Origin of the sequence: Lysobacter capsici (genome assembly GCF_014779555.2) — a bacterium.
In the GTDB taxonomy this organism is placed as follows: domain Bacteria; phylum Pseudomonadota; class Gammaproteobacteria; order Xanthomonadales; family Xanthomonadaceae; genus Lysobacter; species Lysobacter capsici.
In genome coordinates, this window is sequence record NZ_CP094357.1 from 5,511,027 (window position 1) to 5,537,746 (window position 26,720).

Annotated in this window: 24 protein-coding genes; 15 read left to right on the forward strand and 9 right to left on the reverse strand. The window is 69.1% G+C overall.

Features of this window, described 5'->3' with window-relative positions; translation table 11 throughout:
• Nucleotides 1–13: 13 nt before the first annotated feature.
• Entirely contained in the window at nucleotides 14–1,453 is a 1,440-nt protein-coding gene (locus tag IEQ11_RS22740) for a PH domain-containing protein (protein WP_228464482.1), read from the forward strand.
• A gap of 89 nt (nucleotides 1,454–1,542) precedes the next feature.
• Here the strand turns inward: IEQ11_RS22740 and IEQ11_RS22745 are convergent, their stop codons facing one another.
• The 7 genes from IEQ11_RS22745 to def form a co-directional block, all read right to left on the reverse strand.
• Nucleotides 1,543–2,571, reverse strand: a complete 1,029-nt coding sequence (locus IEQ11_RS22745; protein WP_036105809.1) for a CDP-glycerol glycerophosphotransferase family protein — start codon at nucleotides 2,569–2,571, stop codon at nucleotides 1,543–1,545.
• Nucleotides 2,572–2,573: 2 nt separating this feature from the next.
• Nucleotides 2,574–3,389: a glycosyltransferase family 2 protein gene (locus IEQ11_RS22750; RefSeq protein ID WP_036105806.1), complete on the reverse strand. Its 816-nt coding sequence runs from the start codon at nucleotides 3,387–3,389 to the stop codon at nucleotides 2,574–2,576.
• Between the two features lie 138 nt (nucleotides 3,390–3,527).
• Nucleotides 3,528–4,856: an O-antigen ligase family protein gene (locus IEQ11_RS22755; protein ID WP_191821122.1), complete on the reverse strand. Its 1,329-nt coding sequence runs from the start codon at nucleotides 4,854–4,856 to the stop codon at nucleotides 3,528–3,530.
• 4 nt (nucleotides 4,857–4,860) lie between these two features.
• On the reverse strand, nucleotides 4,861–6,627 hold the full coding sequence (locus tag IEQ11_RS22760) for an ArnT family glycosyltransferase (protein ID WP_096416729.1): 1,767 nt from the start codon (nucleotides 6,625–6,627) through the stop codon (nucleotides 4,861–4,863).
• Between the two features lie 76 nt (nucleotides 6,628–6,703).
• Entirely contained in the window at nucleotides 6,704–8,317 is a 1,614-nt protein-coding gene (rsmB, locus tag IEQ11_RS22765) for a 16S rRNA (cytosine(967)-C(5))-methyltransferase RsmB (RefSeq protein ID WP_191821121.1), read from the reverse strand.
• Complete coding sequence (gene fmt / locus IEQ11_RS22770) at nucleotides 8,314–9,243, reverse strand: methionyl-tRNA formyltransferase (RefSeq protein WP_191821120.1); 930 nt, start codon at nucleotides 9,241–9,243, stop codon at nucleotides 8,314–8,316. Before fmt ends, rsmB begins: the two co-directional genes overlap by 4 nt.
• A gap of 167 nt (nucleotides 9,244–9,410) precedes the next feature.
• Nucleotides 9,411–9,923: a peptide deformylase gene (def, locus tag IEQ11_RS22775; RefSeq protein ID WP_036105800.1), complete on the reverse strand. Its 513-nt coding sequence runs from the start codon at nucleotides 9,921–9,923 to the stop codon at nucleotides 9,411–9,413.
• 159 nt (nucleotides 9,924–10,082) lie between these two features.
• On the opposite strand from def, the gene IEQ11_RS22780 reads away from it, so the two are divergent.
• From IEQ11_RS22780 to IEQ11_RS22840, 13 genes are all read left to right on the forward strand, one after another.
• Entirely contained in the window at nucleotides 10,083–11,237 is a 1,155-nt protein-coding gene (locus IEQ11_RS22780; RefSeq protein ID WP_096418624.1) for a LysM peptidoglycan-binding domain-containing protein, read from the forward strand.
• Between the two features lie 100 nt (nucleotides 11,238–11,337).
• A complete protein-coding gene (dprA, locus tag IEQ11_RS22785) occupies nucleotides 11,338–12,570 on the forward strand; it encodes a DNA-processing protein DprA (protein WP_191821119.1) in 1,233 nt (410 codons plus the stop codon).
• A gap of 89 nt (nucleotides 12,571–12,659) precedes the next feature.
• A complete protein-coding gene (locus IEQ11_RS22790; RefSeq protein ID WP_036105793.1) occupies nucleotides 12,660–13,148 on the forward strand; it encodes a DUF494 family protein in 489 nt (162 codons plus the stop codon).
• Between the two features lie 331 nt (nucleotides 13,149–13,479).
• Nucleotides 13,480–14,274, forward strand: coding sequence for a pilin (locus tag IEQ11_RS22795; protein WP_191821118.1), 795 nt, complete (start codon nucleotides 13,480–13,482; stop codon nucleotides 14,272–14,274).
• A gap of 92 nt (nucleotides 14,275–14,366) precedes the next feature.
• Nucleotides 14,367–15,509, forward strand: coding sequence for an RDD family protein (locus IEQ11_RS22800; protein WP_191821117.1), 1,143 nt, complete (start codon nucleotides 14,367–14,369; stop codon nucleotides 15,507–15,509).
• 272 nt (nucleotides 15,510–15,781) lie between these two features.
• Nucleotides 15,782–18,301 carry a DNA topoisomerase I gene (locus IEQ11_RS22805; RefSeq protein WP_191821116.1) on the forward strand — a complete coding sequence of 840 codons (2,520 nt, stop codon included), beginning with the start codon at nucleotides 15,782–15,784 and terminating at the stop codon, nucleotides 18,299–18,301.
• 389 nt (nucleotides 18,302–18,690) lie between these two features.
• Nucleotides 18,691–19,686 carry a lytic polysaccharide monooxygenase gene (locus IEQ11_RS22810; RefSeq protein WP_052756440.1) on the forward strand — a complete coding sequence of 332 codons (996 nt, stop codon included), beginning with the start codon at nucleotides 18,691–18,693 and terminating at the stop codon, nucleotides 19,684–19,686.
• A gap of 298 nt (nucleotides 19,687–19,984) precedes the next feature.
• Complete coding sequence (locus IEQ11_RS22815) at nucleotides 19,985–21,178, forward strand: lytic polysaccharide monooxygenase (RefSeq protein WP_191821115.1); 1,194 nt, start codon at nucleotides 19,985–19,987, stop codon at nucleotides 21,176–21,178.
• A 109-nt stretch (nucleotides 21,179–21,287) separates the two neighbouring features.
• Nucleotides 21,288–21,848, forward strand: a complete 561-nt coding sequence (gene tsaC, locus IEQ11_RS22820) for an L-threonylcarbamoyladenylate synthase type 1 TsaC (protein WP_191821114.1) — start codon at nucleotides 21,288–21,290, stop codon at nucleotides 21,846–21,848.
• A gap of 57 nt (nucleotides 21,849–21,905) precedes the next feature.
• Nucleotides 21,906–22,352 carry an EamA family transporter gene (locus IEQ11_RS22825; RefSeq protein WP_046658176.1) on the forward strand — a complete coding sequence of 149 codons (447 nt, stop codon included), beginning with the start codon at nucleotides 21,906–21,908 and terminating at the stop codon, nucleotides 22,350–22,352.
• A gap of 119 nt (nucleotides 22,353–22,471) precedes the next feature.
• On the forward strand, nucleotides 22,472–23,290 hold the full coding sequence (locus tag IEQ11_RS22830; RefSeq protein WP_191821113.1) for a DUF4124 domain-containing protein: 819 nt from the start codon (nucleotides 22,472–22,474) through the stop codon (nucleotides 23,288–23,290).
• Nucleotides 23,290–23,961, forward strand: a complete 672-nt coding sequence (locus tag IEQ11_RS22835; RefSeq protein ID WP_046658178.1) for a DUF4124 domain-containing protein — start codon at nucleotides 23,290–23,292, stop codon at nucleotides 23,959–23,961. The genes IEQ11_RS22830 and IEQ11_RS22835 overlap by 1 nt, the downstream gene beginning before the upstream one ends.
• 120 nt (nucleotides 23,962–24,081) lie before the next feature.
• Nucleotides 24,082–24,690: a hypothetical protein gene (locus IEQ11_RS22840; protein WP_191821112.1), complete on the forward strand. Its 609-nt coding sequence runs from the start codon at nucleotides 24,082–24,084 to the stop codon at nucleotides 24,688–24,690.
• A gap of 12 nt (nucleotides 24,691–24,702) precedes the next feature.
• Here the strand turns inward: IEQ11_RS22840 and IEQ11_RS22845 are convergent, their stop codons facing one another.
• Both IEQ11_RS22845 and IEQ11_RS22850 read right to left on the reverse strand, forming a co-directional pair.
• Entirely contained in the window at nucleotides 24,703–25,284 is a 582-nt protein-coding gene (locus tag IEQ11_RS22845; protein WP_191821111.1) for a hypothetical protein, read from the reverse strand.
• 10 nt (nucleotides 25,285–25,294) lie between these two features.
• Nucleotides 25,295–26,071 (reverse strand): SDR family oxidoreductase, encoded by a 777-nt coding sequence (locus IEQ11_RS22850; protein WP_036105763.1) that lies wholly within the window; start codon nucleotides 26,069–26,071, stop codon nucleotides 25,295–25,297.
• A gap of 85 nt (nucleotides 26,072–26,156) precedes the next feature.
• Here IEQ11_RS22850 and IEQ11_RS22855 point away from each other — a divergent pair, with 85 nt between their 5' ends.
• Nucleotides 26,157–26,384: a hypothetical protein gene (locus IEQ11_RS22855; protein WP_036105761.1), complete on the forward strand. Its 228-nt coding sequence runs from the start codon at nucleotides 26,157–26,159 to the stop codon at nucleotides 26,382–26,384.
• Nucleotides 26,385–26,720: the final 336 nt, after the last annotated feature.

The window sequence follows — 26,720 nt, forward strand, 5'->3', positions numbered from 1 at the left end:
CCGCCTGCATCCGATGTCGTGGCTGTTCGTGCTGATCCAGCAGCTGCGCCAGTTCATCGTGCCGCTGCTGGCGCTGCTGTTCTTCGGCCGTGGCGACCGCAACGAGCTGTGGTCGCTGATCGGCGTCGGCGTGCTGGTGCTGGTGTCGCTGTGGCGCTATTTCACCTATCGCTACGGCATCGGCGGCGACAGCGTGGTGGTGCGCAGCGGGCTGCTCAACCGCAGCCTGCGGGTGATCCCGTTCGTGCGCATCCAGAACGTGGCCCTGCATCAGAACGTCTTGCACCGTTTGTTCGGCGTGGCCGAAGTGCGGCTGGAATCGGCCGGCAGCAAGGAGGCCGAGGCGCATATGCGCGTGCTCAAGCTCGACGACGCGCTGGCGCTGGAGTCGCTGGTGCGCCGGCGCGGCGCGGGCGCGGCCGAAACGGTCGAGGAGCGCGCCGACATCCTGTTGCGGCTGAGCACGGCCGAGGTGCTGCGGCTCGGGCTGGTCTCCAACGGCGGCCTGGTGCTAGTCGGCGCGGGCCTGGCCGCGCTGTCGCAGATGGTGCCCGACGTCAACGGCCGGATTCCCGAACGGGTGCTGCGCCAGGGCCTGCGTTGGGTGTCGGGCCATGTCGACGTGCATCACTTCGATACGGCCGGTTATGCGCTGCTGGCGGTCGGCGTGATCGGCGCGACCGCGGTCGCGCTGAAGACGCTGTCGATCGCGCTGGCGCTGCTGCGTTACCACGGGTTCGAACTGAGCGAGCAAGGCCGCCGGCTGACCGCCGAACGCGGCCTGCTAGGGCGTTGGCGCACCACCGTGCCGCGTCGGCGAATCCAGGCCTGGACCTTGGAAGAAGGCCTGATGCACCGCCTGCTCGGCCGCCGCCGGCTGGCGGTGGACACGGTCGGCGCGGACGAGGACGACGAGGGTCGCGCGCTCAAGGACCTGGCGCCGATCGCGACGCCGGCGACCTGCGATGCGCTGGTCGAACATCTGCTGCCGCGCGCGCATTGGGACCGATTGCAGTGGCGGGCGCTGCCCGGCGCGACCTGGTGGCGGCTGTTCCTGCCGGACGTGCCGTGGACCGTGCTGACGACGTTCGCGTTGCATTGGCACGTGGGCGCATGGGGCCTGCTCGCGCTGCTGTGGCTGCCGTGGACCGCGTTCAAGGCGCGCCGGCGCGCGCAGCGGATCGGTTATGCCTACAGCGAGGATCTGATCGCGGTGCGCGAAGGCTGGTGGCATCGTTATTGGCGTTTCGCCGAACTCGACAAGCTGCAGGCGCTGCAGATCAAGCGTTCGCCGATCGACCGCCGCTGCGGCACCGCCACCTTGTGGCTGGACACCGCCGGCGCCGGCACCCTTGCGCCGCCGCTGCGGATCCGTTTTCTGCCGGAAGCCGACGCCCGGCGCATCTACGAGACGCTGGCCGCGACGCTGTCGAAACGGCCGCTGCGCTGGTAACGCCCGGCCGGCGCGAGATCACGATGCCGTTATCGCGGCGAGCATGATCTGAAAACCACCCGCGCGAATCGCGCAGGCCATCCATGCGATCAGCGCGCCGATCCCCAATAACCGATGCGGCGGCGGATCTTCAGCTTGCGCCACCAGTTGCGCGGCTTGGGCTTGCGGTTGACGCCGCCGCGGGCGATGAACTCGTCGATCGCCTCGAGCACGCGCTCGCTGGAACGTCCGTCGTGATACGGATGAATCGCCTGGCCGTATTCGCGGATCGCCTGCATCAATTCCGCGGGCCGCGACAAGGCGCGCTCGATCGCCGGCTCGAACTCGGCGACGTCCTGGATGTCGATCAGCTGCGGGCCGGGACGGCGGTTGCGGAACGTCACCACCGGCTTGCCGGTAAGCAGGAATTCGTTGAGCGCCGAGGAGGTGTCCGAACACATCATGTCGACCTGGGCGAACAGTTCGAAGATGTTGTCGTTCTCGGCGAACGTCAGGTACTCGTTCTGCAGCGCCTTGTAGCGCGCGACGGTGTCGGGATTCATTTTCGGATGGAAGGTCACGATCCAGCGCTTGCTGCCGTCGCGCGACATCCGCTTGACCTCTTCGTACAACGTCTCGGCGGCGCTCCACGACGGCGAGAAGGTCGAGTGGTAGAGGATCGTCGGCGGCCGGCGCAGCGGTTCGGGCTGGCCGGACAACTGATCGGCGAACGGGTCGAGCTTGGGCCAGCCGGTTTCGACCACGCTGAAGTGGCCGACGCGGTCGGCGATCTCGCCGAACTGGGCGGTATCGCGCGGCCCGGTGGTGCAGTACAGGTCGAAGAAGCCGCGGATGTAGATATGCCGGGGCTTGCCGGCATCGAAGCCGTGGAAGGTTTCGACCTTCACTCCAGGAAAGAAATGCGGCACGGCGTTGCTGGAGGTGATGACCGCTTCGGGCCGCCAGCGCCGCACTTCGGCCACGCTGAGCAGGCGCTCGCCTTCGACCAGATCTTCCGCGCCGGGGCCGTCGAAGAACCACGCGGCCTCGTCGCCGCGCGCGCGGATCGCGCGCTGCAGCGGCCGCAGGATCGCCAGCGCGTAACGCTCGGAACCGTAGAGCAGATAGTGTTTTGGCATGTTCAGCGATCAAGTCCGTGGCGCCGCAACACCGTGCGCGCCTGTTCGATCGACGCGGGATTGCGCCGCATTTCGTAATAGCGGATGCGCTTGTAGACCGCGTACGCCGCGGCGACATGCGACACGATCAGGCCGCGCCAGCCGTCTAGGATCGCCAGCCGCATCACGTAGTCGCGCAGGAACGCCGACAGATACACCAGCGGCGTCTGCCACATCCGCACCGGGCGGTTCTTGTCGTTCCAGTCCAGGCATTTGAGTTCGGCGTAGCGCAGCACCTTGAGGTGCTTGTGCGCCAGGGTCGGGTTGTGCGCGTGGTCGAACGGCGCCTTGAAATCGACCGATTCGCCGTCCCAGCGCAGCGATTCGTGCACGCGCGCATCGGTCCAGCGAGCGCGGCCGCGGTGATACAGCCGCGCCAGGCGCTCGCCGCGCATCGGCCGGTACCAGCGCATCGGCGCGCCCATGTAGGAGGTGCGCCGGCGCAGGATCGCGACCGCGGCCTGGGAGTTCAGTAACTCCGGCAGGCGCTCGCGCAGTTCGGCGCTCAACTGCGGCGTCAACGATTCGTCGGCGTCGAGAAACAATATCCAGTCGTGCCGCGAATGCGCGGCGGCGGCGTTGCGTTGCGGGCCGAAGCCCAGCCAGTCCTGATGCACCACCCGGGCGCCGTGCGCCTGGGCGATGGCGACGGTGTCGTCGTCGCTGCCGCTGTCGACCACCAGCTTCTCGGCCGCGAACGGAACGCTGTCGAGACAGGCCGCGATATTGGCCGCCTCGTTGTGAGTGATGACGATCAGGGAAAACGGCAGTTCGACCATGCCCGAATCATACCCGATGGGCCCAGGCCGCCAATCTCGCCCCGGCCTGATTACCGCGGCGCGCAATGCAGCGCGCCGACGGCATGGCGGCGGCGGACTCACTGTCGATCGACACCGGCAAGGCTCAGCGCCAAGCCGTTACGCAAGCGCCGACTTGCGCTCCGTCGCGGTCCGAGCGCTGCGAGCTTCGCGGGCTTCGCGCAAGGCGAAGCCGTACAGCGTGCCGACCGCCACCGCATAGAACGACGCGATCAACTGATGCGCGAACATCGACTGGGTCAGACCGCAGGCGACATAGACCAGCACCAGCACCAGGCCGGCCAGCGCCGCGCTGCGCGCGCGTCCGTCCGGCAGTTCGCGCAGGCGCCGCGCGAACAAGAACAGCGGCAGCAGATAAACGCCCAGGATCGCCAACAGACCCGGCACGCCCATGGTCGCCGCCCATTCGGGCAGATCGCTGTGGGCATGACCGAGCCTGCACAGTCCGGGGCGCGACGCCGGCGGCTGGCATTGCGGCAGATCGCGCACCGCGCGGCCGAAACTGCCCACGCCGATCCCGGTGACCGGGTGTTCGGCGAAGGTCTCGCCGGCCAGCGACAGCAGGACCAGGCGCTCGCCCAGCGAGGATGCGGCGTCGCCTTCCATGTATCGGTCGACGTCCGAGCGCAATTCCTCGATGCGGGTCTGCTCGGCCAGCGGCGGGATCCACCACGACGCGATCACCGTCAGCGCCAGCACCGCCAGCAAGCTCAGCAACAGCTTGCGGGCGCGGCCGGCACTGACCAGCAGGCCGATCACCAGCACCAGCGCCAGGCCCGGCCAGATGCCGCGGCTGCCGCTCAGGGCCACCGCGCCGATGCCGATCGCGCAGGCCAGGGTCGTCCACAGCAACTCGCCGGGCGGACGGCAGAACACCGCCAGCACGATCAAGGCGATCAAGGCGTCGGCGAACATGATCGCGTTGTCGGTCCAGCCCAGCGCGCGATCCACGCCGTTGCCCACCTGCCAGGCCGCGACCACGAACGCGCCGACCAGGCCGGCCAGGGCCCCGGCCCACAGCCAGCGCCGCGAAGGCCGGTAGGCATAGACCATCAGGGCGAAGAACGGCAGGGTCAGCAAGCGCAGCCGGTTGTCGACCTCGCGCCAGCGCACGTCGAAGATGAACTTCGACATCACCACCACCACCGTCACCGCCAGCACCAGCGCCAGCAACAGCCGCAGCGAACGGCCGATCTCGCGCTTGCCGCGCAGCAGCTGATCGGGCGCCATCAGCAGCGCGGCCAGGGCGAACGCGGTGAACGGGGTCAGCCCCCAGGGCGTGGAGATAAGCAGCGCCGGCAGACAGAACAGGCCGATCTCGAGCACCCGCCGCGCCCGCAGCAGGCGCGGCGATTCCACGCTCGCGATGGCGGCGTCGGCGGTCAGGTGGATGCGCGATTCGGGCAAGGGCATTGGCGATGCGGGCACGGACTCAGTCCAGGTCTGCTTTGTCTATCCCGCTGATCGCCGGCGCGGCCGAACAGGTGACCCGCGCCGAATACGGCACCAGCCACCAATTGCGCCGATTGGAAACACCGACCTTGGCCTGGCTGCGATCGACGCAGTCCGGCACCGCCGGCTCCTGGATCAGCAACCAGCGCCGTTGCGGCGACTGCGCCTGCCAGGCCAGGCCCATCGCCAATTGCCGGTTCCACGGCACCGAGTAGCCGAAGTCCTTGGTGCCTGGCGGGCTCATCAGCATGTTCTGCACCCGCCAACCCACCAGACCGAGTTCCGCGTCCGGCCCGATCGTGTGCGCGACCCGGGTCATCACGCCGCGGGCGGACGAGGCGTCGTTGAAAATCGGCGGAATCAGCAAGCCGTACAGCACCCACAGCCCGGCCAGGGTCGCGATCAGGCCGTGGTACGGCCGCTTCCACCCCGCCCACAACAAGGCCGCCGTGCCCCATGCGCCGATCGCCAGCACCGCGACGGTCAGCTGGTGCGCGCCGTCGGTCAGCTGACGCTCGACGATGAGACGCCGCTCGAAGCCCGGATCGCCGAACCACATCGCCAGACCGACGCCGAGCGCGGCCAGGGTCAACGCTGCGGCGAAGGCGATCGCGAACACCCGCAGCGCGCGCCGGCGCAGCAGCCCCGGCAACAGCGGCGCCAGCGCCAGGCACACCATCGGCAGCGCCGGCATGATGTAGACGTCGCGCTTGCCGGCGGGAATCGAGAAGAACACGATCACCAGCGCCCACCACACCAGCGGCAGCAGATAGCGGCCGTCGAGCCGGCGCAGCCGCCGGCGCCAGGCCGGGATCGCCCACGGCAGCGCGAACATGGTCGGCAGCCACATCGTGGCCATGACGCCGAAGTGGTACCAGAACGGCTGGTGGTGGTCCCAGGAGCGCGAATAGCGCCCGGCGGTCTGCCGGAACAGGATGTCGTTGAGATACGCCTGATGGGCCGGATCGCCGCTGGACAACACGCCCGCGACCATCGGCACGATCCATAGCGACACCGCCACCACGAACGCCAGCGGCCCCAGCCAGAAGCGCGGATTGCCGATGCCGGCGCGCACCGGCATGCGCGTCCACGCCAGCAGCCGCGCGCCGGCGCCGCCCGGCGCCATCGCGGCGTGCAGCGGCCGCAGCACCGCCGCCAGCGCCACCGGCGCCAGCATCAGCAATGCGATCACGCCGACGCCCTTGGTGATGGTGCCGATGCCGGCGGCGAACCAGCCGATCGCCCACCAGCGCCAGGCCGGGCCGGCCAGCAGATGCCGCAACAGGCCGTAGTTGGCCAGGGTGATCCAAAACACCACCGACGGATCGATCTGCGCCTTCTTGCCCTGGAACACGAATTGAATCGTGATCAGCAAGGCCCAGCCCGCGTACAGGCCGACCCGCGGGGTCCACAGGCGCCGGCCCAGATCGACCACGCACCACAGCGTGCCCAGCGCCGCCAGCAGCGACGGCAACAGAAACGCGATGCGCCAGTTGCCGGTCAACAAATACGAGACCGCCTGGGTCCACATGAACAACGGCGGCTTGTCCGAATACAGCTCGATGCCGCGATGCGGGAACAGCCACACCCCGGTGTCGACCATCTGCTTGGCGACCAGGGCGAACCGCGGCTCGTCGGTGGGCCACGGATCGCGCAGGCCCAGACCGGCGACCAGCACCAGCGAGGCGACGACCCAGAACAACCACAGATGTCGCTTGGTGGCTCGATTGAATGCGGTGATAGGCATGGCGCGGATGATACCCAACGAACTAGAAACCAGTGCGGGGCGGCGCCGTCGACGGCGCCGGCTGCTTACATTGCACTCATCCTGGGCGCGCGGCGCCGTCCGGCGGCGAACGGCGAAGGCGCGCGTAGAAGAATCCGTCGCCGTCGTCCTCGCCGGGCAGGCGCTGGCGGCCGACCTCGCGATCGTGGCCGTAACGCGCGTCCAGCGCCTCGCTGCGCGCGTCCGGGGTGCGGGCGAGGAACGCGCGCACCTGCGCCTCGTTCTCCTCCTGCAGAATCGAACAGGTCGCGTACACCAGCACGCCGCCGGGCGCGACGGTGTGCCACAACGCATCCAGCAGGCGTGCCTGCAGGACGGTAAGCGCGGGAATGTCGGATTCGCGTCGGTGCAGGACCACGTCGGGTTGACGGCGCACGATGCCGGTGGCCGAGCACGGCGCGTCCAGCAGCACCGCATCGAACGGCCGGCCGTCCCACCACGCGTCCAGCTCGGCCGCGTCGGCGGCGAGCAGTTCGACCCGATCGGCGAACCCCTGCCGGATCAGCCCGCCGCGCACGCGCTGCAAGCGCTGCGCGTCGATGTCGAGCGCGGTCAGGCGCAGCGCGCCGTCGCGTTCGAGCAGGTGCGCGCTCTTGCCGCCGGGCGCGGCGCAGGCGTCGAGCACGCGCGCGCCGGGCGCGGGCGACAAGGCATCGGCGACCAGTTGCGCGGACAGGTCCTGGATCGACACCAGGCCTTCGGCGAAGCCGGGCAACGTCGAGACCGGCACCGCTTCCTGCAGCCGCAGCGCTTCGACCGGCACGGCCGGCGCGATGCTCGCGATGCCGGCCTGGGCGAGCTGGGCGCGATAGTCCTCGCGCCCGACCCGCGCGGCGTTGACGCGCAGCCACATCGGCGGCGCGATCGCGCTGTTGGCCAGGATCGCGTCGAAGTGGTCGGGCCATTGCTTGCGCAGCAGGCCGCGCAACCAACTGGGCCAATGCGAATGGCGCGGGTCGGTGGCCGGCAGACCGTCGCGCTGGGCGCGGCGCAGCAGCGCGTTGACCAGTCCGGCCTGGTGTTTGCGGCCGAGCGCGCGGGTCGCTTCGACCGTCGCGGCGAGCGCGGCGTGCGCGGGCAATTGCAGCGGATCGAGCTGGGCCAGTCCGGCGTACAGCAAGGCGCGCAGGTCGCCGTCGCGACGCGACAGCGCGCGCGGCATCCACGCCTCGAGCGCGGCCTCGTACCGCAACGGCTGGCGCAGCACCGCGAAGCACATCGCCTCGACCAGGGCGCGATCGCGCGGATCGGGCAAGGTCGGCAGCGCGGTGGCGAGTTCGGCTTTCAGCGAACGGCCGCGATGCAGCACCGCGTCGAGCACGCGCGCGGCGATCGCGCGCGGCTGCGCGCCGGGCAGCAACGGCGGCGGCGCGGGCCGGGCGACGGCCGGTTTACCGGCGCCGCCTTCGGCGCGGCGCGGCGGCGCGCCACCGGGCCGATCGCCGGCGCGCGGGGCGGCGCGATACACCGACTTTCCCTCGCCTGGCTGTCCGGCAGCCGACTTCGCCCGATACGCCTTGGTGCCGCCGGGCTTGGCCGCGCCCGGCGTGGCGTCGGCCTCGGCGCGCGGGTCACGTGCGCCCGGCGATCCATCGACGCGTCCGCCTCGCGGCCCACCCGGGCCTTTCGGCGGCGGAGTCGATTCGCTCATGCGCCGCGCGCCGCGATCAGATCGCGGCGGCCGTTCAAATAATCGGCCGCGGTGATCGCCTTGCCGCCGTCGCGCTGCAGCACCCGCACGCGCAAGGCGCCGACGCCGCAGGCGATGTCGATGCCGTCGCGACCGGTCAGCAGCACCGTGCCGGGCTCGGCGCGATGCTCCAGCGGCAACGCGATCGCGCCGTGGATGCGCACGCGCTCGCCGGCGATCAGCGCATCGGCCATCGGCCAGGGATTGAACGCGCGCACCTTGTTGGCCAATGCGATCGCGCTGTGGCTCCAGTCCAGCCGCGCCTCGGCCTTGTCGAGCTTATGCGCGTAGGTCACCCCGGCCTCGGGTTGGATCCACGGCCGCGGGAACAGCTCCGCGCGCGCCAGGCCCAGGCCGTCGCCGAGCACCTCCGCGCCGAGTTCGCTGAGCCGGTCGTGCAGCTGCCCGCCGGTCTCGGTATCGCCGATCGACAGCTTGGCCTGCAGCAGCACCGGGCCGCTGTCGAGGCCCTTCTCCATCTGCATCAGGCACACGCCGGTCTCGGCGTCGCCGGCCTCGATCGCGCGCTGGATCGGCGCGGCGCCGCGCCAGCGCGGCAGCAGCGAGGCATGCACGTTCCAGCAACCGTAGGTCGGAATGTCGAGCACCGACTGCGGCAGGATCAAGCCGTAGGCGACCACGATCATCAGGTCCGGCTGCAACGCGCGCAGCGCCTCGCGCGCGGCGCGGGTCTTGAAGTTTTCCGGCTGGAATACCGGGATCCCGCGCAGCAGCGCCTCGCGCTTGACCGGCGAGATCGACAGCTCGCGGCCGCGTCCGGCCGGACGATCGGGCTGGGTGTACACGCCCACCACCTCGCCGCGTTGCGCGGCCGCGCGCAGGCTCGGTACGGCGAAGTCGGGGGTACCGGCGAAGATCAGGCGCATTGGTGCTCGGGAATGGGGAATCGGGAATGGGGAATCGGCGCGCATCATCGCGCCGGCAGCAACGCTAAGAACACCAGACTACAGAAACGAAGAACGGGAGCAGAAAACCTGCGCGCGCCACACGGCGCCGCGCCGATTCCCCACTCCCGACTCCCGATTCCCGGCCGTTAAGCCGACTGCCGCCGCTGCTTGGCCAGCTTCTTGCGCACCATCTCGCGCTTGAGCGGCGAGAGGTAGTCGACGAACAGCTTGCCGTCGAGGTGATCCATCTCGTGCTGGATGCACACCGCCAGCAGGCCGTCGGTGCTCAGCTCGAACGGCTGGCCGTCGCGGCCGATCGCCTGCACGGTGATTTCGTTGGCGCGGGTCACGTCGGCGAAGATGCCCGGTACCGACAGGCAACCTTCCTGGTAGACCTGCTCGCCGGATTTAGCGACGATCTGCGGGTTGACGAACACCAGCGGCCGGTCTTTCTCTTCCGACACGTCGATGACCATGAACCGCTGATGCACGTCGACCTGGCTGGCCGCCAGGCCGATGCCGGGGCATTCGTACATGGTCTGGAACATATCGTCGAGCAACTGCTGGAATGCAGGCGACGTTACGTGCGAGGCTTCGACCGGCACCGCTTTGGTCCGCAGGCGGGGGTCGGGAAATTCGAGGATGGGGAGCAGGGCCATGGGCGTCAAAAATGGGGGCGTGGGTCACATACGCAAGCTTTGGTTGCATTGTACCCCCGTTATAGGCTGTAAATGCCTGCTAGTGTTCGCAACTCTTGGGCTATAGTCCGGGTGCCCGCAGAGGGCAAACCTGGAAGGGGAATCAGGTAGATGGCCGCCATGTTTAAACCTATCCGTGCGGTTTTTACCGCAGCGTTGCTGACTGTTGCCACGTACGCCCTCGCGGCGGAACTGCGTGGCGACCACCCCAACACCTACACGGTGAAACGGGGCGACACCCTGTGGGACATTTCCGCGCGCTTCTTGAAGAAGCCGTGGCTGTGGCCGGAAATCTGGCAAGCCAACCCGCAGATCAAGAACCCGCACCTCATCTATCCCGGTGACGTGATCTCGCTGGCCTACCTCGACCGCGTCGCCGCGGCCCAGGTCCAGCCCGGTCCGCGCCAGGAAGCGCCGCTCACCGGCGTGCCGTTGTCGGAGATCGAGCCGTTCCTGAAGAACCTGCGCGTGGTCGACGACTTCGAACAGCTGCCCTACGTGGTCGGCCTCGAGGAAGACCGCCTGCGGGTGACTCAGGGCCAGGCCGCCTACGTCAAAGGCCTGACCGACCAGAGCCCGGGCACGCGTTACGCCGTGGTCCGTCCGACCCAGCGCTACACCCGCCTGGACCGCGTCGCCTGCTGCGACATCATGCGCGCGGCCGATCTGGACTACCGCGGCAAGCGCACGGTCGACTTCGACGCGATCTGGACCGACGTGGTGGTGCCCGACAAGGGCCGCGAACTGCTCGGCTACGAGCTGCTGCAGGTCGCCACCGGCACGCTCAGCCGCGGCGCCGTCGGCGGCATGCAGGCCTCGACCCTGGTGATCGACGACACCGGCCGCGAAATCCGCGTCGGCGACCGCCTGATTCCGGTCCAGGCCCAGCCCTACGACCTGCAGTTCTTCCCGCATCCGCCCAAGGCCCAGTTCGACTACGGTCGCGCCCAGGTGCTGTCGGTCGCCGATCTGGTCAAGAACGGCGGTCCGCGCGACGTGATCGCGCTGTCGGTCGGCTCCAAGGACGGCATCGACAACGGCACGGTGTTCTCGACCTGGCGCGTCGGCACGAGCAAGCCCGACCGGGTCAAGGTCGGTCCGGACCGCGCCGAGGACCTGTTCGGCAAGAATTCGCGGGTGCGTCTGCCCGACGAGTTCTCCGGCCACGCGATGGTGTTCCGCACCTTCGACAAGGTCAGCTATGCCTTGATCATGGACGGCGTGCGTCCGACCAAGGTCGGCTACGAGCTCAAGCACCCCGACTCGTCGTACTGAGTCCGGCGAAGCCGCGCGGCCCTCGCCGCACGGACTTTTCCTACAGCATCACGCGACGGCGCCTTCGGGCGCCGTCGTCGTTTGCGGGCTAGGCTGGGGCATGAACCAGACCGACCCCGACACCGCCCGCGACGACGCCCTCGCCCTGCTGAACCTGATCGACGCCGGCGGCGCGGCCGCGCCGCGACGGCTGCTGATCGAACAACACGGCAGCGCGGCGGCCGTGCTGGCGGCCGGGCCGCGCGCGTGGCGGGCGGCGGAGCTGTCGGAAAAGCAGATCGACCGCCTGCGTACCCCACAGGCCGAGACCCTGGAGCGGGCCAGCCGCTGGCTCGGCGACCCCAATCACCACCTGATCGCGTGGAACCACCCCGACTACCCGCCGCTGCTGCGGCGCGCGCCCAGCCCGCCGCTGGCGCTGTTCGTGGTCGGCGAACCGGCGCTGCTGTGGCACCCGTCGGTGGCCGTGGTCGGCAGCCGCTCGCCGACCCCGGCCGGCACCGACAACGCCGCCGATTTCTCCCGCGCCCTGGCCCGCAGCGGCCTGGCGGTGATCAGCGGCTTGGCCGCGGGCATCGACACCGCCGCGCATCGCGCCGCCCTGGACGCCGGCGGGCTGACCGTGGCCGTGCTCGGCACCGGCCCCGACATCGCCTACCCGCGCAGCAACGCCGAGCTGCTGGCGCGGATCGGCCAGGTCGGCGCGGTGGTCAGCGAACACCTGCCCGGCACCCAGGCCCGGCCCGAGCACTTTCCCAGCCGCAACCGGATCCTGGCCGGGCTCAGCCTGGGCACCCTGGTGATCGAGGCGGCCGAGCGCTCCGGCGCGCTGATCACCGCGCGACTAGCCAGCGAATGCGGGCGCGAGGTGTTCGCGGTGCCCGGCTCGATCCACAACCCGCTCGCGCGCGGCTGCCACCGCCTGATCCGCGAGGGCGCCGGGCTGGTCGAAAGCGCCATTGAGGTGACCGCGGCCTTAGCGCCGCTGGCGGCCGAACTGGCCGACGGCTTGCGCAGGCGCCTGGGCGTCCCCACTACATCGGGCCATGCCAGCGACGAGGCGATGCCCCCGGCGGATCACGCCGGCCACGCGAGCGTCACACACGACGATCACGATGGCCGCGAGCGAGTTTCCGGAGCGCCGCCGCAAGCGCAATACGCCGATCCCGACTACCAGCGCTTGTGGAATGCGCTGGGTTACGACCCCACCGGTATGGATCGCCTGGTCGATCGCACCGGATTGACGATCGCCGAACTGTCCTCCATGCTGCTGGTCATGGAGCTTGAGGGTCGCGTCGCGGCGCTGCATGGCCGTTACTTCCGCAACCGCTGAATCCGAATCGGCATCGATCTGCCGGCGGGTCATTCGGTCAATCAGCAACTCCTGACCCACCGCGCCGCATGCGGCGCAGGCCGAGGGAAATGAAAGAGAGCATCCTGGACGTCCTGCTGTACCTGTTCGAGCATTACTTCACCGACGATGCGGACCTTGTCCGCGACCGCGATTCGCTCCGCAGCGGCCCCCTGTTCGATGAATTGGGTCAGGCCGGTTTCAGCCCCGCCGAGATCAACAAAGCCATCGAATGGCTCGATGCGCTGGCCCAGCAACGGCCCAGCGTCAACGCGCCGCGCGTGGGCGGACCGACCCGGATCTATTTCGGCCCGGAACTCGACAAGCTCGATGTCGAATGCCGCGGCTTCCTGCTGTTCCTGGAACAGCACGGCATCCTCGATGCCGATCAGCGCGAACTCGTGCTGGATCGGGCGATGGCGCTGGATCAGGAGGAACTCGACCTGGACGACCTGAAATGGGTCGTGCTGATGGTCCTGTTCAACCAGCCCGGTTCCGAGGCGGCGTACGCCTGGATGGAAACCCAGATGTTCGCCGACGAGCCCGAGCCGGTGCATTGACCCCGCGCGCCGGCCGTCTGACGCCGGCGCGCAGCCCTCGCCGCGCCGGCCCTGCCGGCGTGGCGGCACCGATCCGGCGTCCTCGCGCCGCGCACCCTAAGACCGTCCCACCCGGCCGCCGCGCGCCGCCGTTCATCGCCGAGCGCGCGCCGCGGCTGCGGCCTGCGTCACGTTTTCCGCTCTCCGTGCTAGTTTCTTGCGTCTCGCGCACGCCCCAGGGGGCGGCGGCGCGGCAGCATGCCATCGTCCGCGCGGCCGCCCTGCCGGGCCCGGTCCGCCGCCACGATGGTCTTCACTACACAGGGACGATCGCAAGATCAGGGGGAACGAGATGACGAACTGGTACTACCACGATCCGGCCCAGGGCCGCGTCGGTCCGATCGACGCCGACGCGCTGCGCGGCCATTTCCGCGAAGGCCGCATCCAGCGCGACACCTTGCTGTGGCGCGAGGGCCTGCGCGAATGGCAGCCGCTGGAACGCCTGTCGGCCGAACTGGGCCTGGACGGCGACCTGCTGTCGTCGACCCCGCGCGCGCCCGCGCCGCCGCCGTTGCCGCCCGGCGCCAACGACGCGCCGGCGTACTCGGCCGCTCCGGGTCCGAACGGTCCGGGACCGTCCACCGGCAACAACCCCGCCGACGCCGCGGCCGCGCATTTCAATCGCCGGCCGGCCGCGCCGCCGCCGCGCAAGGGCCTGTCGGGCTGCGTGATCGTGCTCATCGTGCTGGCCGTGCTGGCGATTCCGGTGCTCGGCATCCTGATCGCGATCGCCCTGCCGGCCTACCAGGACTACACCTTCCGCGCCAAGGTCGCCCAGGCCATGGCCGTCGCCGGCAGCCACAAGATCGCGGTCGCCGAGTTCGTGCAGTCCAACGAAGCCTGCCCGGGCAACGACAGCGAAGGCTTCCAGCCCGCCGCCGACTACGCCGACACCTACATCGCCGGGATCAGCTTCGGCCACCTCACCGAGAACGGCCAGTGCGCGATCCAGGTCGAACTGCGCGGTATCGGCGCCAGGATCGACGGCAAGCACATCGTGCAGTCGTACGATCCGAGCAGCGGCGGCTGGAGCTGCACCTCGGACATCGAAAAGCGCTCGGTCCTGCCGATGGAGTGCCGCGACTAAGTCTGCCCCCCGGCGCATCGCGACGGCAGTCGATGGCATCATGCGGGGCATTGCGGCCCCGCTACCGGGCCCACGACCGCCAGAGACTCGCGATGACCCAGTGGTACTACAGCGACAACGAACGTAACCGGCACGGACCGCTGGACGGCGCGCAGATGATCGAGCGCCACGGTCGCGGCGAGCTGGGTCCCGATACCCTGGTGTGGCGCGACGGCCTGCCGCAGTGGCAGCCGTGGCGCGATCTGGCCGGTGAACTGATCGCCGATCCCGGCTTCGGCGCCGCGCCCGATCCGGCCCAGGTCCTGGCCGAGCGCGTCGACAGCGTGGTCGGCACCGCCGTCGCCGACGCCCACGAACGGGCCGACGACGCGGTCGACGCGGCCGCCGCGCGCAACCCGGCCGGCACCGCCGCGCCGCTTCAGGATGAACCGCAGGCGAGTCCGGCCGAAGCACTTCGGACCGAGCCGGCATCGGCCAACGCCGGCGATACCGCTGCGTTCGCGTCGACTTCGTCGGCGAAACCCAGCGACACCTACATCCCCGCGCGGGCCGTCGACGAGCCCGATTCGCCCTACGCCGCGCCGCGCGCCGGCGTGGCCGAGGACATGTCGGTGGTGCTGGGCCACGAGGTGGTCTATGCCGGGTTCTGGAAGCGCCTGGCCGCGTACATGATCGACGGCCTGCTGGTCACCATCACCTATTACGCGGTCAATACCGTGCTGGTGCTCGGCGGCATGGTCGCCTTCGGCGCCGCCAGCGGCTTCGATTCGGCCAAATGGCTGACCAGCGGCGCCGACAGCATGTTCATCCTGTACACGGTGCTGTCGTACGTGCTGATGGGCGCGATCAGCCTGAGCTACTACGCCGGCTTCGAGTCGTCCTCGATGCAGGCCACGCTGGGCAAGCTCGCGGTCGGGATCAAGGTGGTCGACGCGCAGGGCCGCAGGCTCAGCCGCGGACGCGCGATCGGCCGCTGGTTCGCGGCCATGCTGTCCTACCTGAGCCTGTACGTGGGCTACCTGTTGATCGCCTTCACCGACCGCAAGCAGGGCCTGCACGACATGGTCGCCAAGACCCAGGTGGTCGACCGTTGGGCCTACACTGCGCGCCCGGAACTGCAGAACCGGACCCTCGGCACGGTGGCCCTGGTGATTCTGATCCTGGCCGGCCTGATCTGGGCGGCGGTGGTCGGCGTGCTGCTGGTCGCGCTGGGATTTGCCGCCTTCTCGAGCTGAGTCGCAACGCGCTGGCAGCTGAACAGGACACAATCCATCACATCTTCTTCAAGCAATTGAGTGCCACTTTATTGGCGGTTCCGAGGGGCCGAGCTTGACAGCTCCGCCCGGCTCGTGATTCCACTAGAAAGAGGAAACCTGAACGCCCGCCGCCGAACGCTGCGGGCGTCGCCTTCTTAAACCTTCGCAGCGCCGGGCCCGTTCCGACGCTGCCCGCCGCAACAGAACACGCTGTCGAGCAGGCGCCCCGCCCCGGGCCCTGCGGAGTACCAATGGCCAAGAACCTCCTCATCGTCGAGTCGCCCGCCAAGGCCAAGACGATCAACAAGTACCTCGGCAAGGACTTCACCGTCCTGGCCTCCTACGGCCATGTCCGCGACCTGGTGCCGAAAGAGGGCGCGGTCGATCCCGACAATCACTTCGCGATGGACTACGCCGTCATCGAGAAGAACGAAAAACACGTCGACGCGATCGCCAAGGCCGCCAAGAGCGCCGACAACGTGTTTCTGGCGACCGACCCGGACCGCGAGGGCGAGGCGATCAGCTGGCACATCGGCGAGATCCTGCGCGAGCGCGGCCTGCTGGAAGGCAAGCCGCTGCAGCGGGTGGTGTTCACCGAAATCACCCCGCGCGCGATCAAGGAGGCCATGAGCCACCCGCGCGAGATCGCCAGCGACCTGGTCGATGCGCAGCAGGCCCGCCGCGCGCTCGACTACCTGGTCGGCTTCAACCTGTCGCCGGTGCTGTGGCGCAAGGTCCAGCGCGGCCTGTCCGCCGGCCGGGTGCAGTCGCCGGCGCTGCGCATGATCGTCGAGCGCGAAGAGGAAATCGAAGCCTTCGTCGCCCGCGAATACTGGTCGATCGAGGCCGAGTGCGCGCATCCGCAGCAGGCGTTCACCGCCAAGCTCAACAAGCTCGACGGCAAGAAGTTCGAGCAGTTCACCATCACCGAGGGCGACAGCGCCGAGGCCGCGCGCAAGCGCATCGTCGCCGCCGCCAACGGCGCGCTGCACGTCACCGACGTCACCAGCAAGGAACGCAAGCGCCGCCCGGCCGCGCCGTTCACCACCTCGACCCTGCAGCAGGAAGCCTCGCGCAAGCTCGGCTTCACCACCTCGCGGACCATGCGCGTGGCGCAGAAGCTGTACGAGGGCATGGCGCTCGGCGACGAGGGCACGGTCGGCCTGATCAGCTACATGCGTACCGACTCGGTGAGCCTGTCGCAGGAAGCCGTGGCCGAAATCCGCGACGTGATCGCGCGCGACTTCGGCACCAAGGCGCTGCCGGACAAGCCCAACACCTACCAGACCAAGTCGAAGAACGCGCAGGAAGCGCACGAAGCGATCCGTCCGACCTCGGCATTGCGCACGCCGGCGCAGGTCGCGCGCTTCCTCGACGACGACGGCCGCCGCCTGTACGAACTGATCTGGAAGCGCGCCGTCGCTTCGCAGATGGTGCCGGCCACGCTCAACACCGTCAGCGTCGACCTCGCCGCCGGCACCGAGCACAGCTTCCGCGCCTCGGGCACGACCGTGATCGATCCGGGCTTCCTCGCCGTGTACGAGGAAGGCAAGGACGCCAAGGCCGCCGAGGACGAAGACGAAGGCCGCAAGCTGCCGTTGATGAAGACCGGCGACCGCATCCCGGTCGACCGCATCCACGCCGACCAGCACTTCACCGAGCCGCCGCCGCGCTTCTCGGAAGCCTCCCTGGTCAAGACGCTCGAGGAATACGGCATCGGCCGTCCCTCGACCTACGCCTCGATCATCCAGACCTTGCTGTTCCGCAAGTACGTCGAACTCGACAGCCGCCGCTTCCGTCCCAGCGACGTCGGCCGCGCGGTGTCGAAGTTCCTGTCCGGCCATTTCACCCAGTACGTCGACTACGACTTCACCGCCAAGCTCGAGGACGAGCTCGATGCGGTGTCGCGCGGCGAAGAGGACTGGGTGCCGCTGATGGAGCGCTTCTGGGGCCCGTTCAAGCAATTGGTCGAGGACAAGAAAGAATCGGTCGATCGCAACGAAGCCACCGGCGCGCGCGAACTGGGCACCGACCCCAAGAGCGGCAAGCCGGTCAGCGTGCGCCTGGGCCGCTATGGACCGTACGCGCAGATCGGCACCGCCGAGGACGAGGACAAGCCGACCTTCGCATCGCTGCGTCCGGGCCAGAGCATGCACACCATTTCGCTCGAGGACTCGCTCGAGCTGTTCAAGCTGCCGCGCAAGCTCGGCCTGGACAAGGACGAGGAAGTCAGCGTCGGCGTCGGCCGCTTCGGTCCGTTCGCCAAGCGCGGCAGCGTGTACGCCTCGCTGAAGAAGGAAGACGACCCGTACACGATCGACCTGGCGCGCGCGGTGTTCCTGATCGAAGAGAAGGAAGAGATCGCGCGCAACCGGATCATCAAGGAATTCGACGGCAGCGACATCCAGGTGCTCAACGGCCGCTTCGGTCCCTACATCAGCGACGGCAAGCTCAACGGCCGCATCCCGAAGGATCGCGAACCCGCTTCGCTGACCCTGGAGGAAGTGGTCAAGCTGATGGAGGAAACCGGCAAGCCGATGCGCGGCCGCTTCGGCAAGAAGACCGCGGCCAAGAAGGAACCGGCCAAGAAGGCGGCGAAGAAAGCCGCCAAGAAGGTCGTGAGCGCCGATGGCGAAGCCAAGGCACCGGTGAAGAAGGCCGCGGCCAAGAAGGCGCCGGCTAAGAAGGCGACGAAGAAAGCCGCGAAGAAAACCGCGACCAAGAAAGCCGCGAAAAAGGTCGTCAAGAAGGCCGTGGCGAAAACCGCCTGATGGCGCGATCGCCGCGCTAAGCGGCGATCGAAATCGACGAGTGAACAGCGGGCGCCGGTTGCGGCGCCCGTTGCGTTTGCGCGACGGCCCGCGCGCGCGACGCGCCGCAACAAACGCCAGCGACACGCTGTCGCAGCCGCGTCGCCAAGCCGTGACGCCGCTTCCGCTTTCACATCGCCGTCGCCACCACACGCCCGCGCATGTCGCCGCCAGCGACCGCTCGCACAGATTCAGCCCGCACCGGCCACTAGGATCGGCCCCACATCGCGGGCCGGTCCATGGACCGAAGCCCGACTCAGACGCGATCCAAATCGCGCGCGCATCACGACCAGCACGAAGACCTGTTCCCTGGGGGGTGTCTTTCACCTATCCCATCGACAGGAGTCGTCATGACCCGCGCCACTCGTATTTCCCTGCTCTCCGCCGCCGTCGCCCTGTGCGCGGCCGCCCTGCCGGCGTCCTCGGCCTTCGCCCACGGCACCTTCGTCAATCCGCAAAGCCGGATCTACAAGTGCTACCTGGGCAACAAGGAAAATCCCGCCGATCCGGCCTGCCGCGCCGCCTGGGCGGTCGCCGGTTCGCAGCTGTTCTACGACTGGAACGGCATCAACCAGGCCAACGCCAACAGCAACCACCGCGCCGTGGTGCCCGACGGCAAGCAGTGCAGCGGCAACAACCCGACCTTCCGCGGCCTGGACGTGATCCGCAGCGACTGGCAGACCAGCAACCTGCGTTCGGGATCGAGCTACACCTTCACCTTCTACGCGACCGCGCCGCACGCGACCAAGGACTGGACTTTCTTCGTCACCCCGCAGGGCTGGAACCCGAACACGGCGCTGCGCTGGAACGACCTGCAGCAGTTCTGCAAGACCGGCCCGGTGCCGCTGTCGAGCGGCAACAACTACCACATCACCTGCACCCTGCCCGCGCGCAGCGGCCGCCACGTGATCTACAACACCTGGCAACGCTCGGATTCGACCGAAGCGTTCTACACCTGCATGGACGTCAACTTCACCAACTCGGTCGCCGATGCGAAGTCGCCGTGGCGCGAGTCGGGCAGCGTCAACGTGGTCAACGACTACCCGGTCGGCACCGCGGTGACCCTGCGCGTGTTCAACCCCGACGGCAGCGACGCGGAGAAGATCGAAACCGTGCTGCGCGAAGGCGAAACCTCGATCGTCGCCTGGCCGCGCCGGGTCGCCGAACAAGTCAACGCGCGCGCCAGGTTCGCCCGCATCGGCGAGCAGCGCGGCGGTCAGGTGCAGGCGAAGGACGGCCCGGGTAATCGCGTCTACCTCAGCGGCAATCGCTCCTACGCCTTCGACGTGCGCCTGCCGGCATCGGCCAAGCCGTTCGCCGACGAGCACGCGCATCACGATCACTGAGATCGGCTTGAGCGGCCCTCGGTGTTGCGAGGCGGCTTGCCGTTTCGCAACGCCGATCGGGTGAAACCGGTTCGCGTGCAGGTCGATCTCGATCGCCATGTCCGCGTTCGCCGTCGATCCCGTGCGTTCGCCGTCGACGGCATCGATCGGTGCCGTCGAACGGCGCATTGCTGCCTGGCCCTGCAGCCGGCGGCATTCGTCGAGCACGCACGATGCGTACTTGTCTGATTGTTCTCGCGCTTAGCGTGCCTACGCTGGCTTGTCCGGATGCCCCCGGACGCCATTCCCAGGAACGCTCATGACCCCGATTCCCCCGATACGGTCCGCCCTTCTCGCTCTCGCCGTGCTGACCGTGCTGCCGCTCGCGCAGGTTCACGCCCACGGCTCGATGATCAAACCCAAGAGCCGCGTCGTCGCCTGCGCCGACGGCAACCGCGAAAACCCGACCGACCCGGCCTGCGCCGCCGCGCATCGGGTCTCGGGCTTGGCGATGTTCTACGACTGGATGAGCATCAATCAGGCCGCCGCCAACGGCAACCATCGCGCCGTGGTCGCCGACGGCAAGCTGTGCAGCGGCGGCAATCCCACCTTCGAAGGCCTGAACCTCGCCCGCGCCGACTGGCAGGCGCAGCCGATCGCCGCCGACGCCAACGGCCGCTACGAATTCCTGTTCAAGGGCACCGCGCCGCACGCCACCCGCGAGTGGACCTTCTATGTCACCCGCGACGGCTGGAACCCGAACCAGCCGCTGCGCTGGGCCGACCTGGAACCGTTCTGCACGGTCGGCAACACCGCGCTCGCGTCCGACGGCAACTACCATTTGAACTGCCCGCTGCCCAAGCGCAGCGGCCGTCATGTGATCTACAACACCTGGCAACGCTCGGATTCGACCGAGGCGTTCTACACCTGCATGGACGTGGCGTTTTCCGGCGCGGGCACGCCGCCCTCGCCGACCACCTGGACCGACGCCGGCGCATTGAGCGCACACACCGCGTTGCCGATCGGCACCAGCGTGAGCCTGCGGGTGTTCGAAGCCAACGGTAACGACGCCGAACGCATCGAGGTCACGCTCAAGGCCGGCGAGACCGCGGCGACCGCCTGGCCGCTGCGCCTGGGCCGGCAGGTCAACGCGACCGCGCGCTACGCCCGCATCGGCGTGCACAGCAACGGCGCGATCACGCCGCAGCCTTCGGCCAGCGCCAATCGTGTCTTCCTCAGCGGCAGCGGCCGCCGTTACCAGCTCGACATCCGGCAGCCCGCGCCCAATCCCAATCCCAATCCGAACCCGAGTCCGGGCACGCCGTCGGGTTACGACTACGTCTACCCCGACGGCATCGGCCGCTATGTGCCCGGCGCCACCGTGGTCAAGGGCAGCGACGGCAAGCTGTACGGCTGCCGGCCGTTCCCCGAAGGCGGCTGGTGCAATATCAACGCCGACGCCTACCGTCCCGGCACCGGTTACGCCTGGAAGGACGCCTGGGTGCCGTACTGAGCTCCGTCGTACTCAGTTCGAACCAAGCCCGGCTCTGGCCCGAACGGGTCGATCCCGACGCCACGACCGCCATGCGACACTGCGCCATCGCCCCCTGCGCCCGATCCGCATGCCTGAGCTGAGCCTCGAACACGCCGCCGCCGCGCTCGCCCGCGGCGGCGTCGTCGTCTATCCGACCGAAGCGGTGTGGGGGATCGGCTGCGATCCGTTCGACCAGGCCGCGGTGCTGCGTCTGCTGGCGATCAAGCAACGGCCGGTGGACAAGGGCGTGATCCTGATCGCGGCCTCGGTCGAGCAGTTCGATGGCCTGATCGACTGGTCGGCGTTGCCGGCCGAGCGCGCCGAGACGGTCCGGGCCAGCTGGCCCGGGCCGAACACCTGGGCGGTGCCCGCCACCGCCGCGGTCCCCGCCTGGATCCGCGGCAGCCACGAAAGTGTCGCCGTGCGCGTCACCGCGCATCCGCAGGCACGCGCGCTGTGCCAGGCGCTCGGCCGCCCCCTCGTTTCCACCAGCGCCAACCTCGCCGGCCAGCCGCCGGCGTTCCAGCGCGAGCAGCTCGACCGCGCCCTGCTCGCGCTCGCCGACGGCGTGTGCGCCGGCGAAACCGGCGGCCTGTCCGCGCCGACCCCGATCCGCGTCGCCACGACCGGCGAGGTCCTGCGGGGCTGACCGGGCTCCGACGCGGCCGGGGCTATCCTCGCCCTGTCCCGGCCTTGAGGTCCCGCCATGAACCCTGTCACCAGCCCGTTCCCCGCCTGGGCGCTGTGGGCGCTGCTGTCGGCCGTGTTCGCGGCCATGACCGCGGTGCTGGCCAAGGTCGGCGTGCAGGGCGTGAGCGCCGACTACGCCACCCTGGTCCGCACCGTGGTGATCGTTATCGCCCTGGCGCTGCTGGTGCCGCTGAGCGGGCAATGGGTCGATCCGCGCACGTTGCCGTCGCGTTCGCTGCTGTTCCTGATCCTGTCCGGCTTGGCCACCGGCGCCTCGTGGCTGTGCTACTACCGCGCGCTGAAACTCGGCGACGTGGCCCAGGTGGTGCCGGTCGACAAGCTCAGCGTGGTCCTGGCCGCGCTGTTCGCGGTGAGCTTCCTGGGCGAGCGGCCGAGCGCGCGCGAGTGGCTGGGGCTGCTGATGGTCGGTAGCGGCGTGCTGGTGCTGGTCTGGCGGCGCTGAACCGGCCGTCGCCGAAGGGGCCGTCGCCAAGCCGGCCCTCGCTAAACCCGCCCTCAACGCCCGCGAACGGCGCCCCGATTCGACTTCCCCGTAACGCAGGCGAGGCGCAAGATGCATGCATGAACGCCATCCACGCCCGCCGTCGAAGCCTGGTCCTGGCCGCCCTGCTGTCCACCGGCGCATCGCTGGGGACGGCGCAGGCCGCCGAGGTGCTCATCTATCGCTGCACCGACGATCGCGGCCAGCTGAGCCTGCGCGACACGCCCTGCGCAAAGGGCCAGCGTCAGCAGACCTTGAGCATGGCCCGCCCGGTCGACCCGCCGCCGCGGACGATCGAAGCTTCGGCCGCGCCGGCCCCGGCCTCGCGTCCGGCCATCGACAGCAGGCCACGCGTGCTGGTGGTGCGCAATCCGCAACCGATGTTCGACTGCGTGCGCCCGGACGGCAGCCGCTACGCCAGCAGCAACGGCGACGGCAATCCGCGCATGGTGCCGATCGTCGACCTGGGCTACGGCGTGCCGGTCTACAACAACAACCACACCTCGCTCGGCGGCCGCATCGGCGCGCCCCGGCCGCGCCTGGGCGACCCGTCCGCGGTGCTCAATTCCACCAGCTCCCGTTCCATGGGCATCGGCTCGGCGGGCATCGCGGTGGCCGCCAACGGCCGCCACGGCAGTGTCAGCTATGCGAGCACCGCCTACTCGGGCGGGTATTATTCCGGTGGCTACAACTACGGCTCCGGCGTGTACTACGGCAGCCAGTTGATCCGCGACGAATGCGAGCAACTGCCTCAGGAAGAAGTGTGCTCGCGCCTGCGCGACGACCGCTACCAGGGCGATCGCCGCTACAACAGCGCGCTGCAGAGCGAGCGCGAACAGATCACCCGGGAACAGCGCATCATCGATGCGCGAATGAACGCCGATTGCGGAGCTTACTGATGCGTGTGTGGTGGTTGTCGGTTTTGTTGCTGGCCAGCGCCGGCACGCATGCGCAAGGCGGCAAGGTGGTGATCTACCGCTGCACCGATGCCCTGGGCCAGTTGACGGTGCAGAACAACACCCCGTGCCCGAAGGGCCAGCAGCAGGAAAAACGCGTGCTCGAAGGCGTGTCGACCTCGTCCGCGCCGCCGACCTTCATCGGTTCGCCGGTGGCGCCGTACGCGCCGGCCAACGCGCCGCCGCCGCACCCGCCGGTGTCCTCGCAGCTGCCGTCGGTGAAGACGCCCGCGGCCGCCAATAAAGCCCCGCCCGTGCCGGCCGGCCCGCAGATCGCCGACGCCGACCGACTGCCGCCGCCGGTGCTGTTCGAATGCCGCACCTACGACAACGGCCGCTACCTCAACGACGACGGCAACCCGCCGCAGCGTTGCGCGCAGCTGCAGACCACCGGCCTGGGCGGCACCACCAGCCCCGGCGTCGGCGTCGCCTGCCAGATGGTCACCGACCAATGCCAGCGCCTGCCCGACGAGGCCCTGTGCGAAAACTGGAAGCAGCGCCTGCGCGAAGCGCAATCGGCGCTGCGTTTCGGCCGCAGCGACAGCCGCGACGCGTCGGCGGCCGAGGTCGCAAGAATCCAGCGGATCGTGACCGAGAGCACCTGCGGCAAGTAAGTTCGCGCGTATCGCCCGGCGGATTTCGGCAACGTTCGGCCTGTTCGCGGTGGGCGATTACCCGTATCGCAACCGGTCGCGCCCCGGCCTATAGTCGAATGCCGTGCGAAGGATCGCGACATGCCGCAACCCGCTCCCAACCCTGGTCTGGACCTCAACTGGCGATTCACCGTCAAGATCGTGCTCATCGTGGTCGTCGCGATGGGCTTGATGTCCTGGTCCTCATGGGCCTGCGAGCGTTTTCTGCCTTCGCCCGAGGTGCTTTGGCTGAAGCTGCTGTTGAGCGCCTGCGCGGTGGCCGCCGCGATCTGCACGTTCATCGTGATGCAGCGCGGCTTCGACCTGCGATCGCCGCCGCGCCTGCTCGGCTCGCGCGACACCGCCTCCCTCAGCGCGATATACGCGGTGCTCACGCTCGTGTTTTTGTACGTGTTCCTGCCCGGGCTGCTGCCGCTGTTGCATCGGCTCGCTCCCTCCCAGCCGGTGGTGTTGATCGAGCCGGTCCAGATGGATGCGGGCAGTGCACGCGGCTGCCGCAAGCACGCCTCGTTTCCGGGCGATTCGCTGTGGATGCGGCGCAGACTGTGCAAGCTCGATCCCGCGAGCTATGGCGCGCTGGCGAAAACCGGACGCATCGAAATCGCCGGTTCGGCCTCGTATTTCGGCATCGCGGTAAGCCAGTTCAAGGCCGCGCCGGCGGTCGAGGATCGCGCCGGTCACAACCCATAACGCCGAGGCTGGTCAGCGCGGCGCGGGCGGCGCAGCGTCGTAACCCTCGACCGAAATGCCGAAGTACGAGCGCGTGCCGCGCAGCTCGATGCGTTCGCTGTGGCGTAAGGCGCCGAAGGTGTTGGGCGCAATCTTGCACAGGCGACGACGCAGCAGGAAGCCGTCGCCGGGCAGCACGGCCGAGGTGCGGCAACCGCGGAAACTCGATTCGCGCACGCGCACCGCTTCGATCTGGGTCGCCGGCCGCGGGCCGGCCAGGTGGTGCAGCAGTATCGGCAACCCGAAGCGCAGCGCGCTGTGTGCGATGAAGAAGCACGCCACGCACAGCAGCACCTGGATCGCGCCGCCGTTGCTCCGGCCGGACGACGCGTCCAGCGACAGCGGCCAACCGTATAGCAGCACGATCACGCCGACGGCCACCGCCGCGGCCAACAACACCATCACCGGGCCCAGCCAAGCCGCCTCCAGCGACGGCACGAACGGGTCCAGCATGGTCGGGAGTCCCATCGCCAGCAAGGTCGCGCCGAACAAGGCCCATCCGGAACCCGACGTGCGCATATCGATGACGGCCGGCGCTTTGTCGCGAGCGGGCATGGCGGCGTCCTCAGAATCCGTAACGCTGAAACCCGCCATCGACCGCGATGCATTCGCCGGTGATGTAACCCGCCGCCGGCAGACACAAAAACGCGACCGCCGCGGCCACTTCCTCGGGTTCGCCGATGCGGCCGGCCGGCGTGCGCAGCAGCACTTCGTCGAGATAATCCGGATCGGCCAGCTTGTCGGAGGTGCGGCGGGTGCGGATGTACCACGGCGCGACCGCGTTGACGCGCACGCCGTCCTCGGCCCATTCCACCGCGAGGTTGCGGGTCATCTGGTGCATCGCCGCCTTGCTCATGCCGTAGGGCGAGCCGGTGCGCACGTGCAGGTTGCCCGACACGCTGCCGACGTTGACGATGCTCGACGCGGCGTGGCGGGTCAGCAGCGCATGCGCGTAGCGCGACAGTTCGAACGCCGAGAACACGTTGATCTCGAAGATCTGCCGCCACTCGTCCTCGGTGTAGTCGTTGGTCGGCTTGCTCAGGTTGCCGCCGGCGTTGTTGACCAGGATATGCAGGCCTTCGCCGAAGTCCTCGACCCAGTCCAGCAGTTCGCGCCGCTGTTCGTCGTCGGCGACGTCGGCGACGAAGCCGTGGATGTCGCGGTCGGGAAAGTCCTCCAGCAGTTCGGCGCGCGCCGATTCCAGCGCGGTCGCGTCGCGCGCGGCCAGCAGCACGTCGGCGCCGAAGCCGAGCAATTCGCGCGCGATCGCGCGGCCGATGCCGGCGCTGCCGCCGGTGACCAATGCGAGCTGTCCGTCCAGTCGCCAGCGCTTGGGGTCCATGGCTTGTCTCCGGGTGTGCGGTGGATCGCCGCGCTGCGCGCGCGACCGGCGTAGCATAACGGCCGGACCGACCGAGGATGCCGCGATGAAACCACGCCGTATCGTATCGACCTTCGCCTGCGCCGCGCTGCTGTGCGCGCTGGGCGCATGCTCCAAGCCCGCGCCGCCGGAGAAGGAGCGGCCGGTGGACCCGCAGGCGACGCAGATGCGCGACGCGATTCAGCAGCCGATCGAGCAGGCCAAGTCAGTCGAGGGCGCGGTCGATCAGGGCGCGCAGCAGACCCGCGACGCGATCGACGCCGCGGGCGGGTGAATCGGCGGCGGATGCGACCGGGCGCGATGCGACCCGTCGTGCGTGGTCGCATGGTGATTGTTGCGGACGGGGTATCGGCATCGCCGCGTTCGGTTCGGCTCGCGAAACGACAACGGGCCGCGATGCGGCCCGTTGGCTTGTGACTGTTCGCGGCTGCGGCCCTCACCCCAGCCCTCTCCCGCGGGGCGGGAGAGGGAGTGGAATCGCCGCGGTGGTTGCAGCTCGCAGAAGCACTACGCCAGCGACTTCACCGGTCGGTTCGGCTCGCGCGGATGTTTCGTCGCGATCGCAGCGAGCGGCTTTCGGCTTGCGAAACGCCAACGGGCCGCGATGCGG

Bases quoted from the DNA above. Each gene is read 5' to 3' on its own strand.
- IEQ11_RS22740 (WP_228464482.1), top strand. From the start codon at position 14: ATGTCGTGGCTGTTCGTGCTGATCCAGCAGCTGCGCCAGTTCATCGTG.
- IEQ11_RS22745 (WP_036105809.1), bottom strand. From the start codon at position 2,571: ATGCCAAAACACTATCTGCTCTACGGTTCCGAGCGTTACGCGCTGGCG.
- IEQ11_RS22750 (WP_036105806.1), bottom strand. From the start codon at position 3,389: ATGGTCGAACTGCCGTTTTCCCTGATCGTCATCACTCACAACGAGGCG.
- IEQ11_RS22760 (WP_096416729.1), bottom strand. From the start codon at position 6,627: ATGCCTATCACCGCATTCAATCGAGCCACCAAGCGACATCTGTGGTTG.
- rsmB (WP_191821121.1), bottom strand. From the start codon at position 8,317: ATGAGCGAATCGACTCCGCCGCCGAAAGGCCCGGGTGGGCCGCGAGGC.
- fmt (WP_191821120.1), bottom strand. From the start codon at position 9,243: ATGCGCCTGATCTTCGCCGGTACCCCCGACTTCGCCGTACCGAGCCTG.
- def (WP_036105800.1), bottom strand. From the start codon at position 9,923: ATGGCCCTGCTCCCCATCCTCGAATTTCCCGACCCCCGCCTGCGGACC.
- IEQ11_RS22780 (WP_096418624.1), top strand. From the start codon at position 10,083: ATGTTTAAACCTATCCGTGCGGTTTTTACCGCAGCGTTGCTGACTGTT.
- dprA (WP_191821119.1), top strand. From the start codon at position 11,338: ATGAACCAGACCGACCCCGACACCGCCCGCGACGACGCCCTCGCCCTG.
- IEQ11_RS22790 (WP_036105793.1), top strand. From the start codon at position 12,660: ATGAAAGAGAGCATCCTGGACGTCCTGCTGTACCTGTTCGAGCATTAC.
- IEQ11_RS22795 (WP_191821118.1), top strand. From the start codon at position 13,480: ATGACGAACTGGTACTACCACGATCCGGCCCAGGGCCGCGTCGGTCCG.
- IEQ11_RS22800 (WP_191821117.1), top strand. From the start codon at position 14,367: ATGACCCAGTGGTACTACAGCGACAACGAACGTAACCGGCACGGACCG.
- IEQ11_RS22805 (WP_191821116.1), top strand. From the start codon at position 15,782: ATGGCCAAGAACCTCCTCATCGTCGAGTCGCCCGCCAAGGCCAAGACG.
- IEQ11_RS22810 (WP_052756440.1), top strand. From the start codon at position 18,691: ATGACCCGCGCCACTCGTATTTCCCTGCTCTCCGCCGCCGTCGCCCTG.
- IEQ11_RS22815 (WP_191821115.1), top strand. From the start codon at position 19,985: ATGACCCCGATTCCCCCGATACGGTCCGCCCTTCTCGCTCTCGCCGTG.
- tsaC (WP_191821114.1), top strand. From the start codon at position 21,288: ATGCCTGAGCTGAGCCTCGAACACGCCGCCGCCGCGCTCGCCCGCGGC.
- IEQ11_RS22825 (WP_046658176.1), top strand. From the start codon at position 21,906: ATGAACCCTGTCACCAGCCCGTTCCCCGCCTGGGCGCTGTGGGCGCTG.
- IEQ11_RS22830 (WP_191821113.1), top strand. From the start codon at position 22,472: ATGAACGCCATCCACGCCCGCCGTCGAAGCCTGGTCCTGGCCGCCCTG.
- IEQ11_RS22835 (WP_046658178.1), top strand. From the start codon at position 23,290: ATGCGTGTGTGGTGGTTGTCGGTTTTGTTGCTGGCCAGCGCCGGCACG.
- IEQ11_RS22840 (WP_191821112.1), top strand. From the start codon at position 24,082: ATGCCGCAACCCGCTCCCAACCCTGGTCTGGACCTCAACTGGCGATTC.
- IEQ11_RS22845 (WP_191821111.1), bottom strand. From the start codon at position 25,284: ATGCCCGCTCGCGACAAAGCGCCGGCCGTCATCGATATGCGCACGTCG.
- IEQ11_RS22850 (WP_036105763.1), bottom strand. From the start codon at position 26,071: ATGGACCCCAAGCGCTGGCGACTGGACGGACAGCTCGCATTGGTCACC.
- IEQ11_RS22855 (WP_036105761.1), top strand. From the start codon at position 26,157: ATGAAACCACGCCGTATCGTATCGACCTTCGCCTGCGCCGCGCTGCTG.